The following is a 14,294-nucleotide window of genomic DNA, read 5'->3' as shown; positions in this document are numbered from 1 at the left end:
CCTAATCCGTCAGGATCAGCCGGTCGCCGCGGAAGTCGAAGGAGGTGAGGGTGTTGAGGAAACTCATGCCCAGAAGAGCGACGCCGAGACCCTCACCCTCGGTGACCGCCGCCGGGACATCGTGGCGCACGATATCGCCGACGCGGACCGCGTCGAGCCGGATCGGTGCCGCCCGGGCGATGCCGTTCGCCGTCATCACCTCCTGTGAAAAGCGGAGGCTGGCCGTGTCGATGCCGATCGTCTCGGCGATCGTTCGGTCCATGGCGACAACGGAGGCGCCGGTGTCGACGATAAAGGAGACAGACTTGCCGTCGATCGAACCGTCCAGCCGGAAATGATCGTCCCGTCCGCGCAGCGTCATGAACCTGTTGCCCTCGGGGGCGCCGATCGCCACGAGCGTGCCGGGCACAAGCGCCGCCATCAACCGGTTTTTCAGGGAGGCCAAGTCCGGCAGGAAGGTATAGAGGCCGATCAGTACGACAAAGGCGAGAAACCAGATCGCCGCGCCCCTCAGTGCTTCGCCGAGACGGGTGCGCAGCATGAGAACCGCCGTCGACGCCAGCACCAGGCCCCAGGCACCATAATAGGCAAGGCTGGCGAACTGATCGTCATCAAGGCCGACGATTTTGCCGTCGCCATTGAACACGAGCGCCAGACCGGCCGCGGCCAGAAGGCCGAGGATGATCCAAAGGAGCCGGCCGCTACGCATCGCTGCCGGCGTCCATTTCACGCCGCTCGCGGGCACGCCGGGAGCGGGCGGTCTCGCGCCGCGCCGGTCGCTCGACGTTCGCGAGCCGGCTGGGCAGCACTTCAGTCACCGCGCGGCGGGTCTCGGGCGAGACCGAGGTCCAACTGGCGATCTCCTCGCCGGTCCGCCCGCAGCCGAAGCAGTAGCCGCTCTTCGGATCGAGTACGCAGACGAGGATGCAGGGGCTTTCGATGCTCATGAGTCCCGCCGGGTCTGGTCACAGCCATGGTCGTTCACAGGCGTTCATATGGCGAGCGTAGGGAGACGGAACAAGCAAAAAACCGGCGACCGGGCACCGCGCATCCGTTCATTCCTGCTCGTCGAGCGCCGGCATCACCTCGAGGACACGGGAGTTGGGGAAGATCGCGATCGCCTCGGTGCCTTCGCGCAGACGCGACAGGAGTTCGAAGCTGCCACCATGCATTTTGACCAGCGCCTGGACGATCGGCAATCCAAGACCGGTGCCCTGTTCGGCGCTCTTGATGGCGATCGAGCCCTGACCGAAGGACGACAGCACGATCGGGATTTCCTCCTCGGGAATACCGGGGCCATTGTCCTTGACGGAAACGTATTGGCCGCCTCCGGCCGTCCAGCCGACCCGCAGCACGATCTCGCCGCCGCGCGGGGTGAATTTCACCGCGTTCGACAGAAGGTTGATGATGATCTGGCGGAGCGACCGTTCGTCCGCCCACATCGCCGGGAGGTCCTTCTCGAACTCCGAGCGCACCACGAGGTTCTTCGCCTTGGCCTTGACTTTGATATAGCCGATGCAGGCGCGGGCGATCGGCACGAGTTCGATGGCTTCCTCGTCGAGATTGTATCGTCCCGCCTCGACGCGCGAAAGGTCGAGGATCTCGTTGATCAGGCCCAGGAGATGCTGGCCGGAGGCATGGATGTCGGCGACATATTCCTTGTAGGAATCATTGCCGACCGGCCCGAGAATCTCGTTGCTCATGACCTCCGAAAAACCGAGAATGGCGTTGAGCGGCGTGCGCAGCTCATGGCTCATCGTCGCCAGAAAGCGGGATTTGGCCAGATTGGCTTCCTCGGCGCGCAGGCGCGCTTCGTCGGACATGACGCGGGCGATGTCGAGTTCGGTGATCAACTCGTCTTTTTCACTTTGATGCTTCAATTGCGCGATCGCGGCGCGGCGCAGTGTCTCCGCGACCACGGCGAAGAACGGCACGGCGCCGATCAGCACGGCGTGCATGGCGCCGAGAACCGGCTGCGGAGCCGCGACGATGCCATAGCCGAGGACCAGCACCATCGGTAGAAACGTGAGGGGGACCACCGCCTTCAGGGTCGAGGAGATCATCGCGATCATCGCGATCGCCAGGAACAGCACGGTGAACTGGAAGATCTCGAAGCGAAGCGGTACGCAATCGGCGCAGGACAGCGTCGCGAGATAGGCCCACGAAAGCCCGGCGGCGACATGGCCGACGACGAAGATCTTGGCCCAGCGTGAGACGTCGAGCCGTCCCGATATATCGGTCGCGAAACGCCGCGAGAGGAGAACCAGTGCGAGGTAGCCGAGAAGCGCGAAGCCGGTCCAAAGGATCGCGGGCAGCGGACCGGTGAAGACCGACAGCCCCAGTCCGGTCAAGATGACCGGCAGCGGCAGCACGATGGCCGCCGCCTGCAGCGCGGCGGCATGCTGGGTCAGTAGCTCGCGGTCGAATCCCGGCGCAAGACCGCCGCGCGACGACAGCCGCTCGCGCGTCGCCTTGAGGGTCTTGGCGATATCGCCGCTACGTGCGGCGCGCCGTCGTGCGACGACGGCGTGGTCATAACTGGGTGGGGCTGCGACTGACATGAACCCGATCGATCGCCTGGCTACGCGCTGAAACGATGCCATCCTGTTTCGAGAAGCTTAAAAAAATGCCTTAAGGAATAACGAAAAGGCTAGTTGTTCTGTGGAAACCGCGCGGCGGGCATCCGTTCGGGCGTTACGTGTCCTCCCGCAGGACGAACGCCGGTGTGCCGCGTCGCCTTGGCAGCGGGGCCGCGCCTGCCTAAACCATTGCCGGTGAAGCGGGATCGGGAGATGACGGAATGAAACTGTTCGATGGGGGGCGCGCGCCCAATCCGCGCAGGGTGCGGGTCTATCTGGCCGAAAAGGGGATCGATGTCCCAATCGAGCCCGTCGATATGGGCGAACTGGGTCACAAATCGGATGAGATTACCCGCCGTAATCCCTTGCAACGGCTTCCGGTTCTCGAGCTCGACGACGGCACCTGCCTGACCGAGTCAATCGCCATCTGCCGCTATTTCGAGGAAGAACATCCCGAACCGCCGCTGTTCGGCACCGGCGCGCTGGGCCGGGCCAAGGTCGAGATGTGGAACCGCCGGCTTGAACTCGGCCTCCTCCAGCCTGTGGCCGCGGCGTTCCGTCACACCCATCCGGCGATGGCCGGATGGGAAGTGCCGCAGGTCGCAGAATGGGGCGAGGCGAACCGGCCGAAGGCGCTGGAATTTCTCAAGCTGTTCGACGCGCATCTGGCGGACAACCGATTCGCGGCGGGCGATGCCTACAGCGTTGCCGACATCACCGGCATGATCGCGGTGGATTTCATGAAGCCGGCGAAGATCACGCCGTCAGAGGATCTGGAGAACGTTCGCCGCTGGTATGCGGAGGTCTCATCGCGGCCAAGCGCCAAGGCCTGAGCATCGCGGCGGTGAGAGACGATCCGACGACGCTCTATCACACGATCCGCTCCTGCCGGATTTGCCGCGAGGCGCCGCTCGGCCCGCCGCTTCCGATCGAGCCGAACCCGGTGCTGGCGATCTCGCCGACCGCGCGCCTCGTCATCGCCGGGCAGGCGCCCGGCAATCTCGCCGACAAGACGACCAAGCCGTTCAACGATCCGTCGGGCGTGCGGCTGCGCGATTGGCTGGGGATCGGACCGGATGTCTTCTACGATCCGACGCGGGTCGCGATCGTGCCGATGGGCTTCTGCTTCCCGGGATACGACGGCAAGGGCGGCGACCTGCCGCCGCGCAAGGAGTGCCGGGCGACGTGGCACGAACGGGTGATGCGCGCGATGCCGCAGGTCGAGCTGGTTCTGGCGATCGGCCTGTACGCCCAGCGTTTCCATATCGCTGGCGGCGGCGCGCGGACGCTGACCGAGACGGTTGCCGACTGGCGCAACATCCTCGCAGGGGAGGGGCGCTTCGCGCAGGTATTGCCGCTGCCGCATCCGTCCTGGCGCAACAATGCCTGGCTGAAGCGTCATCCCTGGTTCGCGGCCGAGCTTCTGCCGGAACTGAAGCGGCGGGTGGCGGACCTTGTGTGAGCAGACCGGCCGGCCTACCGATTTTTGCGCGCCTCCTGTAATCCTTCGGGCGCAGGACAGGGAGTAAGGCGTCGATGGACCGGCTGGACAAGAAGATACTGAGGCTGCTGCAGGAAAACGCGACGCTGGCGGTCGCCGACGTCGCCAAGCGCGTCGGCCTGTCGACGACGCCGTGCTGGCGGCGCATCCAGAAGCTCGAGGAAGAGGGCGTGATCAAGCGGCGGGTGGCGATCCTCAATCCCGCCAAGGTTAACGCTCGAGTGACGGTCTTCGTTTCGATCCGCACCAGTTCCCACTCCAACGAATGGCTGAAGCGCTTCTCCGAGGTGGTCGGCGAGTTTCCCGAGGTTGTCGAGTTCTACCGCATGAGCGGCGACGTTGATTATCTCCTGCGCGTCGTGGTGCCGGACATCGCCGCCTATGACGCCTTCTACAAGCGGATGATCGCCAAGATCGAGATCCGCGACGTCTCCTCGTCCTTCGCCATGGAGCAGATCAAATACACGACCGAAATGCCGCTCGACTACATGGTGCTGGACAAGGAACCGCGGGAGAGTTGAGACGGAGCGGCGGTGGGTCGCGCTGGACGGGCAGGCGCGGCAGCGCCCGCCGGGAAGCCGCCCGCCGCGTTGCTCAGCGCTTGAGCCGCGCCAGCAGCGACGAGGTATCCCAGCGCTTGCCGCCCATCTGTTCGACGTCGGCATAGAACTGGTCGACGAGGGCGGTAACGGGGAGGGTCGAGCCGTTGCGCTTGGCCTCCTCGAGGCAGATGCCCAGATCCTTGCGCATCCATTCGACCGCGAAGCCATGCTCGTAATGGCCCTCGTTCATGGTCTTGTGGCGGTTCTCCATCTGCCAGGAGCCGGCGGCGCCCTTGGAGATGACGGAGACGACATTCTCGATGTCGAGTCCGGAATTCTGGCCGAAGGCGATCGCCTCCGACAGCCCCTGGACGAGACCGGCGATGCAGATCTGGTTCATCATCTTGGTGAGTTGGCCGGACCCGGCCGGACCCATCAGCCCGACCATCTTGGCATAGGCCTCGATCACCGGCTTCGCGGCGTCGAAATCGGCCTGCTTGCCGCCGCACATGACAGTCAGGGCGCCGTTCTCGGCGCCGGCCTGGCCGCCCGAGACCGGAGCGTCGATGAATTTGAAACCCTTTTCCCTGGCCGCCGCGTCTAGTTCGCGGGCCAGCTCCGCCGAAGCGGTGGTGTTGTCGATCAGGGTCGCGCCCGGCTTCATGCCGGCGAAGGCTCCGTCGTCACCGTAGATGACGGAGCGGACGTCGTCGTCATTGCCGACGCAACAGAACACGAAGTCCGCGTCCCTGGCAGCTTCGCGCGGCGTCGCGGCATGCGATCCGCCATGCTCGGCCGCCCATTTCTCGGCCTTTGCGGCCGAGCGGTTGAACACGGTGACGTCGTGCCCGCCCTTGGCCTTGAGGTGGCCCGCCATCGGATACCCCATCACGCCCAATCCGATGAATGCAACCTTCGCCATGCCACTCTCCCGTTGCTACGTTTGCCCTTGGGCGCTTTCCCTTCGGGCTAACCGCAGTGGTCGGCTTGGTCAATGCGCATAAACGACATTGCGCTACCGCTTCAGATGCCGGGTCAGCCGCCGTTCGACGAAATTGGTGGCGTGGCGCAGCGCCTCGACGATGGTGAGATACAAAAGCGCCGCCCAGATATAGGTCTGGAAGTCGAAGGTGCGCGAATAGGCCTGCCGCGTCTCGCCGAAGAGGTCGTAGACGGTGATGATCGCGACGATCGCCGAGGCCTTGATCATCAGGATGATCTCGTTGGCGTAGGGGCGCAGCGCAACGATCATCGCCTGCGGCATGACGATCTTCCAGAAGATCACCAGCCGGTGCAGGCCGAGCGAGCGGGCGCCTTCCAACTGACCGTTCGGCACGCTCTCGATGCCGCCGCGCAGGATCTCGGCCTGATAGGCCGCCGTGTTCAGGGATAGGGCGAACAGCGCGCAGTACCAGGCCTCGCGGAAGAACCACCATAGCCCCACCGTCTCGAAGGCGTCGCGGAACTGGCCGAAGCCATAATAGACCAGGAAGATCTGGGCGATCAGCGGCGTGCCCCGGAAGAAATAGACGAAGACGAAGGCCAGCGTCCGCGCCACGGGATTCCTCGCCATGCGCCCCAGCGCGACCGGCAGCGAGATCACCGCGCCGCAGACGAAGGAAATGAGGACCAGCGACACGGTAATCCACAGACCCGACAGGTAGGACGGGCCGAAGCGGGTGAACAGGCTCGGATTCCAGACGCTGGCAATGTAGGCGACGAGCCCGATGGCGATCGCGATCCAGAGGCCCAGGGCGACGATGCCGCTGACGCCGCGCTTAGGCCTGGCGGCGGCCGGGGCGGTGAGCGCCGGGGCGCTCACTTGGCCATCTCGCCGCGCTTGGCCCAGCGATCGATCCGGCCGATCGCCGCCGAGGAGACGATGGTGAGGATCAGATACAGCACGATCGCCACCCCGAAGAACAGGAAGGGCTCGCGGGTCACGCGGGCGGCGATCTGCGACTGGCGCAGGATGTCGGCAAGACCGATGACCGATACCAGCGCGGTGTCCTTCAACAGGTTCATCCACAGATTGCCGAGACCGGGAAGGGCGATGCGGATCAGCTGCGGCAGGATGACCAGCACCATGGTCTGCGATCGGCGGAGGCCGAGAGCCGCGGCGCCTTCCCTCTGCCCCTGCGGAATGGCCCGAAAGGCCGAGAGGAAAACCTCACTGGCGAAGGCGGCGAAGACGAAGCCAAGGGCGACCATGCCGGAGACGAAGCTCGACAGGGCGAGATTCGGTAATCCGGTGGCGTCGGTGAGCGACTTCAACGCGCCATTGACGCCGAAATAGACGAGAAACAGGGTCAGCAGCTCGGGCAGGCCGCGGAAGATGGTCGTGTAGATATTGGCTGACAGGTTGAGGAAGCGATCCTCCGACTGCTTGGCGAGCGCCAGCAGGAAGCCGGCGGTGAGGCCGATCGGCAGGGTCGCGAGCGCCAGCGCCGCGGTGACCAGAACGCCCCACGCGATGTCGTCGCCCCATCCGGTCGGGCCGAAGCCGATCAGGGTCCAGTCGATGTTCATCGGGATCGATCGTTAGCGGGCACACGGAGGATCATCAAGCGGCGATAACGCAGGCGGGCGTGGTATCTCGAAGATCAGCGCCAATCGCACCCGCGTCGCCGGAATGCACATAGCCTTTCCCGGCGTCGGCCACATTGTCGCGGGCACCGACGGCGCCGCCTATGCGTTCGAGCCGGCCGCCTGGCAGTACGATTTCGGCTGACCGACGCCCGCGACGATCTGTTGAAATGACAACGGCCGCGACGGGAAATCCGCCACGGCCGCCTTCGTTTCGATGAAAGATCGGCTTATTCGCCGTAGACGTCGAAGTCGAAATACTGGTCCTGGATTTCCTTGTATTTGCCATTCTCGCGGATCGCGGCGATGGCGTCGTTGAACATGCCCTTGAGCTTGTCGTCGCCCTGGCGCAGGCCGATGCCGATGCCCTTGCCGTAGATCGCCGGATCGGCGGGCAGTGTGCCCAGCACCTTGCAGCAAGCGCCGGCGTCGCTCGCGATCCATTCGTTCAGGACCACGACGTCGTCGATCACCGCGTCGACCCGACCGTTCTCGATGTCGAGCTTGTATTCCTCGGCCGTGGGATACTGGCGCACATCGGCATCGGGAAACAGCGCCTCGGCAGCGCGGGCGTGCGTCGTTGCAGCCTGGGCGCCGATCGCCTTGCCGGCCAGAGCCTCTGCCGTGGCTTCGGAGATGTCGGAATCCTTCGGGACGGCGATCGCCGGCGGCGTCTGGTAGTATTTATTGGTGAAGGCGATCTGCTCCTCCCGCTCCGGCGTGATCGACATCGAGGCGACGATGGCGTCGAAATTGCCGTTCTGAAGCGCCGGGATGATGCCGTCCCAATCCTGCGTGACGAAGCTGCATTCGACCTTCATCTCGTCACAGAGGGCCTGGGCGATATCGACGTCAAAGCCCTTCAGCTCGCCCGAGGCGTCGAGAAAGTTGAAGGGAGGATAGGCGCCTTCGGTGCCGATGACCACTTTCGACCAATCCTTGTCGGCATCGTTTTCCTGGGCCGTGGCGGGGCCGAAGGCGATGACTGCGACAGAGGCGGCGAGCGCCAGAGAGATGGGGAGACGCATGAATACCTCTTCTGTTGAGCGGCACGGCTTGGACGTTCGTCGCCCGTTCGAGCAGCATGCCTGTTGTGCAGGCGATGCTGCCACTATTCCAAGGTGATAGGCAACTGCGTCCTTCGCCTTGGGCAGGCATTTTCAACCATGATGCGACGGCGCGGGGCGTTTTCGAGCGCCTGATCCGCTCCGTGTGCCGATTCCGCCGCGGCGGATTTCCTATGGGTTCGGTCGCACGCGCCGCGCCGCGAGCGCGCAGGCAAGGCCCGCCAGGCCGAATCCCGTCATCAGGGCGGTGAGACCGACGGCGCCAACCGCGCTGGTGGCGAGGATGGCCGCGAGGATCGAACTGATCGCGCCGAGGCCGATCTGGCAGGCGCCGAGAAGACCCGCCGCTGCCCCAGCCGCTTCTGGACGCACGCTGACGCCACCGGCGGTCGCCGTGGGCAACGCCAGACCGTTGCCGATCCCGACCAGAAGCATCGGCCCGAACAGCGTCATCGGTGACAGAAGCCCCAAACCGATCAGCACCAGGGACAGGGCGGTGGCGGTGAGGGTCATCGCCGCTCCCGTCACCATCAAGGTCTTGACGCCAAACCGCTCGGACAGGCGCGCGGTGCCGAAATTGCCGATTATGTAACCCATCGCCGCCAGCATGAACCAAAGGCCGTAGCCGGCGGGCGTCATCCCGAGAATGGTCACTGCGACGAAGGGGGCGCCGCCGAGAAAGGCGAAAAAGACCCCCGAGGTCAGCGACGACGTGCCGACATAGATCCAGAAAGCGCTGGCCCCGACGAGTTCGCCATAGCTGCGGAACTGGCTGACGATCGGCTTGCCGGTGTCGTCGTTGGTTTCCGAAAGGTCGAAGACGAGCAGGGTCATGGTCAAAACGCCCATGACGGCGAGCAGCCAGAACACGCTGCGCCAGCCGAACGCGGTATCCATCACGCCGCCGATCGCGGGGCCGAGCATCGGGGCGACGGCGAGCCCCATGGTGACGTAACCGATCATCGCCGCCGCGCGCTCGCGGCTATAGACGTCGCGCACGATGGCGCGGGACAAGGCTATGCCGGTGGCGCTGGCCGCCTGGACGACGCGACCGACCAGAAACAGGCCGACATCCTGGGCGAGCAGGCAGAGGGCCGTTCCGAGCAGAAAGAGGGCCATTCCGCCAAGGATGACAGGCCTCCGCCCGAAGCGGTCGGAGAGGGGCCCGGCGATCAGCTGGATGATCGCGGTGGCGGCGAGATAGAGCGACAGCCCCAGCCCGACCGTCGCGCCGTCGGCATTCAGATCGCGCGCGATCGAGGCCATCGACGGGATGAAGATATTGATCGCCAGCGGCGACAGCGCCGAGGCGATCATCAGCGTCGCCAGCATGGGGCGCCGCGCGCCCATGCTGTCTTCCTCCCGTGCCGTGGCCGGCGACGAGGGCAGGATCTTCGGTAATGGCTGCTCGCTCAATGGATATGGCTCTTCAAGGGGGCCGCGACGCCGCGTACCCGTTCGCGATAGAGGGTGTAGAGGCCGCTCGCCACGACGATGGCCGAGCCGACCAGCACCGGTATCGAGGGCCAGTCATTGAAGACGACGACGCCGATGACCAGAGCGTAGAGCAGCACTGAATAGCGGAACGGCGCGACGAAGCCCATATCGCCGGTCCGCATGGCTTGGACGATGAAGATATAGCCGACGATGATGCTGACAGCGGCGCAGGATAGCCACAGCGCGTTGGCGGCCGAGACCGGTTGCCAGCCGCCGGTGAACGGGATCAGGGTCCAGCCGAGCAGCGAAACCGCGATTGCCGCCATCAGCGAGATGAACAGCGAGGGTATCGCCCGGTCCATGCGGCGCGTGGCCAGATCGCGAATGGCGGAAAATACCACGGCGGCGAGGATGGACAGAGAATAGATGGTGAAGCCGTCGGTGCCCGGCCGCACGATGATGATCACCCCGACGAAGCCGACGCCGATAGCGGCCCAGCGGCGCCAGCCGACGGGTTCGCGCAGGAAGACGGCGGCGCCGAGCGTCACCGTCAGCGGCAGGGCCTGGAAGATCGCCGAGGCGTTGGCGATCGGCATCTGGCTGAGCCCGGTCAGGTAGCTGAAAGTCGCCATGAAGTCCGCTCCCGTGCGCAGCATAAGCCGGGGCTGCAGGGCGAGGCCGATCGGCCGGAGCGCCCCCATGCGCCAGGCCAGCAGGAACAACAGCAGCGATGCGGCGACGCCGCGTACCGCCATGATCTGCGGCGGCGACAGCTCCTCCGCCGTGAGCTTCACGAAGGTGTCGTTGACCACGAAGCCGGCCATGGCGACGAGCATGAAGACCGCGGCGCGGATGTTGTCGCTGAACAATGGAAAAGGCCGGACGGTTGCTGGGAGGGTGGTCAGTCGTCCTTACTCTTCCTGGAGGGGATTAGCGAGAGCGGGTCTGAGCCGACTTGTCGCAGTCCAAGTGCAGTTCTCACCGAGTGTTGACTAGAGATTTAGGGATTTCCGGAAGCAGGCGGAAATAATCTCACGGCTAGACATGCGCCATCGTAATATCGAGGATAATAGTGCATGTCATTGTCGTTCAACCTATTGCCTGCCGGCGGCACGCAGTCGTCGCAGCAAAGCTACCAGTCGCCGCCCCCGGACGAGTCCGCATCCAACACGGCACCGGCGTCCGAAAGCCCATCGTCGGGAACGACCGCGACCGGTTCTTCTTCGCAGACTGCGTCGAGCGGCTCCAGCACGGCCCCGGCCACGACATCCGCCAGCCCAGCGGCGCCGTCGCAAGCCGCTCAGCTATCGGCGCGTGAATCGGCTCCGACAACCGGCGCGACCGCGCCGGGCTCGGTCAATGTGGCGGCGAAGTCGACGTCCGTCGAGCAAGTGCGTCCGGCCGCGATTAACAACGTCGACCCGCAGAAGACATTCAGCCTTATCAAGGGGGTCGGCGAGATATCGACCCAACTGGCGCTGTTCGCGGCGGAACAGCCCGATGCCGACCTGTCAACGGCTAAGGCAAGCTACGAAACCGTCCAGGAAGCCTATCGCGGCGAGCTGGTCTGATCGAAGCGGCGCGACCGGCGCCGCTTCCTCTCGCCTCAGCCGTTGGCCGGGCCGCGTAGCGTCATCGTGACCGGCCCGACCAGCGGATCATAGGTGGCGCGCAGGCTTTCCGGATAGCGGATCGACACCGAGTGGATCAGATCGCCGCGAAAGATGTAGCGTTCGTAGAAAATCTGGCCGTCGCGATAGCCGGATACCACGGCCCAACTGCGGCCGGATTTGTCATAGGTGACCTTGTCGACCTCGGCGCGGTCCCTGATGACCGATTTCGGTGTCTCGCCACCCTGATTGGGTCGCGCATAGATGAAGATCTCGGCACCCTCCGGTGACGTCCAGCCCAAGCCGTCGCCATTCGTCGGCGCCGGCAACTGATCCGGGAAGGCTTCCGACGGAAAGCTCGCCGACGTACCGAACCGCTCGTTGCGGTAGGTCACCTCGTCCGCCATCGCCGGCGCACTCGCCAGCACCAGCGCGGCGGCGGCGGCAGCCGCGAACGACATCATCCAGCTACGCATGAAACTATCCTCCGGTCACGCTCATGTGCCGCGAGACCGAGGGTCTTCGCGTCGCGCGGTCGATGATGAAATCATGTCCCTTCGGCTTGCGGCCGATCGCCTCGTCGATGGCGTTCGACAGCAATTCGTCGCCTTCGGAGGCGCGCAGCGGCGCCCGAAGATCGGCCGCGTCCTCCTGGCCGAGGCACATGAACAAGGTGCCGGTGCAGGTGACGCGGACCCGGTTGCAGCTTTCGCAGAAATTATGGGTCATCGGCGTGATGAAGCCGAGCCGGCCGCCAGTCTCCGCGACCTCGACGTATCGGGCTGGACCGCCGGTCTTGTAAGGAATGTCCGACAGCGTCCAGCGCTCGGCAAGACGCTCCCGCACCTGGCTCAGCGGAAGGTATTGGTCGGTCCTGTCCTCGTCGATCTCGCCCATCGGCATCGTCTCGATCAGGGTGAAATCGAGGCCCTCGCCATGAGCCCACTCGATCATCGAGGGAATTTCGGCGTCGTTGAAACCCTTGAGAGCCACAGCGTTGATCTTGATCTGGATGCCTGCCGCCTGGGCCGCGCGAATGCCGCCCATGACCTTGTCGAGTTCTCCCCAGCGGGTGATCTCCTTGAACTTCGCCGCGTCCAGCGTGTCCAGCGAGACATTGAGCCGTTTCACCCCGCAATCGGCGAGTTCGTCGGCGAAGCGGGCGAGCTGCGAGCCGTTGGTGGTCAGCGTCAGCTCTTCCAGCGCACCGGTGTGCAGGTGCCGCGACAGCGAGCGGACAAGGTGCATGATGTTCTTGCGCACCAGCGGCTCGCCGCCGGTCAGCCGCAGCTTTCTGACACCCTTGGCGATGAAGGCGCTGGACAGCCGGTCGAGTTCTTCCAGCGTCAGCAGGTCGCGCTTCGGCAGGAAGGTCATGTCCTCGGCCATGCAATAGACACAGCGGAAATCGCAGCGGTCGGTGACGGAGACGCGCAGATAGGTTATCGCTCGACCAAACGGGTCGATCATTTCCGCGCCGGAGGCCTTAGTCGGGCTGGTCGCCGTGGAAGGCAGTTCTATGTCGCCTGCCGCCCGGGACTGTCGATGCGGCGGGGCCGGGAAGTTCGTCATATCCATGCTGGCGAATGTGGAAGGCCGATGGGCCCGGGTCAAGCGTTTCGTGACGATCAAACCATTGGATGAAGGAATGAAATTGCCATGACGACCGCCACGCTCACGCCCGAACAGATCCGGGTGACCCCCGACCGCAGGACACTCATCGTGGTTCTGCCTGGCGACGAGCGCATCGAATTGCCGGCCGAGATGCTGCGGGTGATGTCGCCGTCGGCCGAGGTGCAGGGGCATTCGCCGTCGCAGCGTCAGACCGTCGGCGGCAAAATCCAGGTTCAGATCATCGACATCCAGCCGGTCGGAAACTACGCAGTCCGAATCATGTTCGACGATATGCACAGTTCCGGCATCTTCACCTGGACCTATCTCGCCGAACTCGGTCGCGAGAAGGAGGAGCGCTGGCAGGCCTATCTCGACGAGCTAAAGGCCAAGGGGTTGAAGCGCGAGCGGTGAGGCCAGCCCATCAAGACCGAATCAGGTGCGGACAAAGGCCGGCAACTGGTCGAAGGCGCTCTTGAGCGCGTCGGACCAGCCCTCGGAGATCTCGCTATAGTAGGGATCGCGCTGGTCGAAGCGGTGCCTGTAACCGGGCCTAAGGCTGTCGGTATCGTAAAACTGCATGTCGATCGGCGGGCCTACCGACAGATTGGAGCGGATCGTGGAATCGAACGACACCAGCAGCAGCTTGGCGCACTCCTCCAGCGACATCGCGGGGTCGTAGGTGCGGATGATGATCGGTCGACCGTATTTATGCTCGCCGGTCTGGAAGAACGGCGTGTCCGCACCCGCCTCGATGAAGTTGCCCTCTGGATAGATCAGATACAGCCGCGGCGCGCCGCCCTTGATCTGACCACCGAGAATGAAGGAGCCGGAAAACACCGAATCGGCCATCTGTCCAGCCGTCGCTGCGCCTGAAATCACCTCGCGCAGCGTCTCGCCGACGAGTTTTGCGGTCTGGAACATCGTCGGCTGGGTCAGGATCGCCGGCTGTCGCTCCGACGGGGCGATGCTGCGCTCGTCGAGCAGCGAGATGGCGGCTTGGGTCGTCGCCAGATTGCCGGCGCTCAACAGGCAGAGAAAACGGTCGTCCGGCACCTCCCAGGTCTTCATCTTGGAGACGACGGAAATGTTGTCGACGCCCGCATTGGTGCGGGTGTCGGACATGAAGACGAGGCCGCGATCGACAAGAAGCCCGACGCAGTAGGTCATGGGGGTGTTCGTCCTCAGGAAGCGCGCCGACCGGCGCCGAATCGACCCCAGCCATCCAGCTTTCGGTCATCCAGGCAGATACGCAATGGGAACCGGGCTCGCAATGGCGCGGATGCCGCAGTCGACAAAACGATCCTGGGTGACGGAAGAAGGCGGCGCGGAACGAAGCGTCCGCGCCGAGTCGTCCTGCC

General features: G+C 64.6%; 17 protein-coding genes. 5 read left to right on the top strand and 12 right to left on the bottom strand.

From position 1 onward, the window contains the following. Position 1: 1 nt before the first annotated feature. From ING15_RS04245 to ING15_RS04235, 3 genes are all read right to left on the bottom strand, one after another. On the bottom strand, positions 2-709 hold the full coding sequence (locus ING15_RS04245; protein WP_206453530.1) for a retropepsin-like aspartic protease family protein: 708 nt from the start codon (positions 707-709) through the stop codon (positions 2-4). After that, the gene (locus ING15_RS04240) at positions 702-947 is read right to left on the bottom strand and encodes a DUF1289 domain-containing protein (RefSeq protein WP_206453529.1); all 246 of its coding nucleotides are present in this window, start codon (positions 945-947) and stop codon (positions 702-704) included. Before ING15_RS04240 ends, ING15_RS04245 begins: the two co-directional genes overlap by 8 nt. 108 nt (positions 948-1,055) lie before the next feature. Then, positions 1,056-2,561, bottom strand: coding sequence for a sensor histidine kinase (locus ING15_RS04235; RefSeq protein ID WP_206453528.1), 1,506 nt, complete (start codon positions 2,559-2,561; stop codon positions 1,056-1,058). A 239-nt stretch (positions 2,562-2,800) separates the two neighbouring features. Between ING15_RS04235 and ING15_RS04230 the strand changes: the two genes are divergently transcribed. From ING15_RS04230 to ING15_RS04220, 3 genes are all read left to right on the top strand, one after another. Continuing rightward, positions 2,801-3,412 carry a glutathione S-transferase gene (locus ING15_RS04230; RefSeq protein ID WP_206453527.1) on the top strand — a complete coding sequence of 204 codons (612 nt, stop codon included), beginning with the start codon at positions 2,801-2,803 and terminating at the stop codon, positions 3,410-3,412. A gap of 11 nt (positions 3,413-3,423) precedes the next feature. Further along, on the top strand, positions 3,424-4,041 hold the full coding sequence (locus tag ING15_RS04225; protein WP_206453526.1) for a uracil-DNA glycosylase family protein: 618 nt from the start codon (positions 3,424-3,426) through the stop codon (positions 4,039-4,041). 74 nt (positions 4,042-4,115) lie between these two features. After that, a complete protein-coding gene (locus tag ING15_RS04220; RefSeq protein WP_206453525.1) occupies positions 4,116-4,601 on the top strand; it encodes an Lrp/AsnC family transcriptional regulator in 486 nt (161 codons plus the stop codon). Positions 4,602-4,674: 73 nt separating this feature from the next. Here the strand turns inward: ING15_RS04220 and ING15_RS04215 are convergent, their stop codons facing one another. The 6 genes from ING15_RS04215 to ING15_RS04190 form a co-directional block, all read right to left on the bottom strand. Beyond that, entirely contained in the window at positions 4,675-5,544 is an 870-nt protein-coding gene (locus tag ING15_RS04215; protein ID WP_206453524.1) for an NAD(P)-dependent oxidoreductase, read from the bottom strand. Between the two features lie 93 nt (positions 5,545-5,637). Further along, positions 5,638-6,444: an ABC transporter permease gene (locus ING15_RS04210; protein WP_206453523.1), complete on the bottom strand. Its 807-nt coding sequence runs from the start codon at positions 6,442-6,444 to the stop codon at positions 5,638-5,640. After that, entirely contained in the window at positions 6,441-7,151 is a 711-nt protein-coding gene (locus ING15_RS04205; protein WP_206453522.1) for an ABC transporter permease, read from the bottom strand. Before ING15_RS04205 ends, ING15_RS04210 begins: the two co-directional genes overlap by 4 nt. 287 nt (positions 7,152-7,438) lie before the next feature. Then, positions 7,439-8,236 (bottom strand): ABC transporter substrate-binding protein, encoded by a 798-nt coding sequence (locus ING15_RS04200; RefSeq protein ID WP_206453521.1) that lies wholly within the window; start codon positions 8,234-8,236, stop codon positions 7,439-7,441. 210 nt (positions 8,237-8,446) lie between these two features. Further along, positions 8,447-9,691, bottom strand: a complete 1,245-nt coding sequence (locus ING15_RS04195; RefSeq protein ID WP_232845547.1) for a multidrug effflux MFS transporter — start codon at positions 9,689-9,691, stop codon at positions 8,447-8,449. Further along, on the bottom strand, positions 9,688-10,581 hold the full coding sequence (locus tag ING15_RS04190; RefSeq protein WP_232845546.1) for a DMT family transporter: 894 nt from the start codon (positions 10,579-10,581) through the stop codon (positions 9,688-9,690). The genes ING15_RS04195 and ING15_RS04190 overlap by 4 nt, the downstream gene beginning before the upstream one ends. 207 nt (positions 10,582-10,788) lie before the next feature. Here ING15_RS04190 and ING15_RS04185 point away from each other — a divergent pair, with 207 nt between their 5' ends. Further along, positions 10,789-11,283 carry a hypothetical protein gene (locus ING15_RS04185; protein WP_206453520.1) on the top strand — a complete coding sequence of 165 codons (495 nt, stop codon included), beginning with the start codon at positions 10,789-10,791 and terminating at the stop codon, positions 11,281-11,283. Between the two features lie 35 nt (positions 11,284-11,318). Here the strand turns inward: ING15_RS04185 and ING15_RS04180 are convergent, their stop codons facing one another. Beyond that, positions 11,319-11,798 carry a hypothetical protein gene (locus tag ING15_RS04180; protein ID WP_206453519.1) on the bottom strand — a complete coding sequence of 160 codons (480 nt, stop codon included), beginning with the start codon at positions 11,796-11,798 and terminating at the stop codon, positions 11,319-11,321. Between the two features lie 4 nt (positions 11,799-11,802). Beyond that, complete coding sequence (gene moaA / locus ING15_RS04175; protein WP_206453518.1) at positions 11,803-12,792, bottom strand: GTP 3',8-cyclase MoaA; 990 nt, start codon at positions 12,790-12,792, stop codon at positions 11,803-11,805. Between the two features lie 189 nt (positions 12,793-12,981). Here moaA and ING15_RS04170 point away from each other — a divergent pair, with 189 nt between their 5' ends. Next, positions 12,982-13,347 (top strand): gamma-butyrobetaine hydroxylase-like domain-containing protein, encoded by a 366-nt coding sequence (locus ING15_RS04170; RefSeq protein WP_206453517.1) that lies wholly within the window; start codon positions 12,982-12,984, stop codon positions 13,345-13,347. A gap of 21 nt (positions 13,348-13,368) precedes the next feature. On the opposite strand, the gene ING15_RS04165 is transcribed toward ING15_RS04170, so the two are convergent. Further along, complete coding sequence (locus ING15_RS04165) at positions 13,369-14,103, bottom strand: peptidase (protein ID WP_206453516.1); 735 nt, start codon at positions 14,101-14,103, stop codon at positions 13,369-13,371. Positions 14,104-14,294 lie beyond the last annotated feature (191 nt).

Source organism: Aurantimonas marina (genome assembly GCF_017183135.1).
In the GTDB taxonomy this organism is placed as follows: Bacteria; Pseudomonadota; Alphaproteobacteria; order Rhizobiales; family Rhizobiaceae; genus Aurantimonas; species Aurantimonas marina.
Note: the sequence above shows the minus strand (reverse complement) of the source record. Positions and strands in the feature narration are given on the sequence as shown.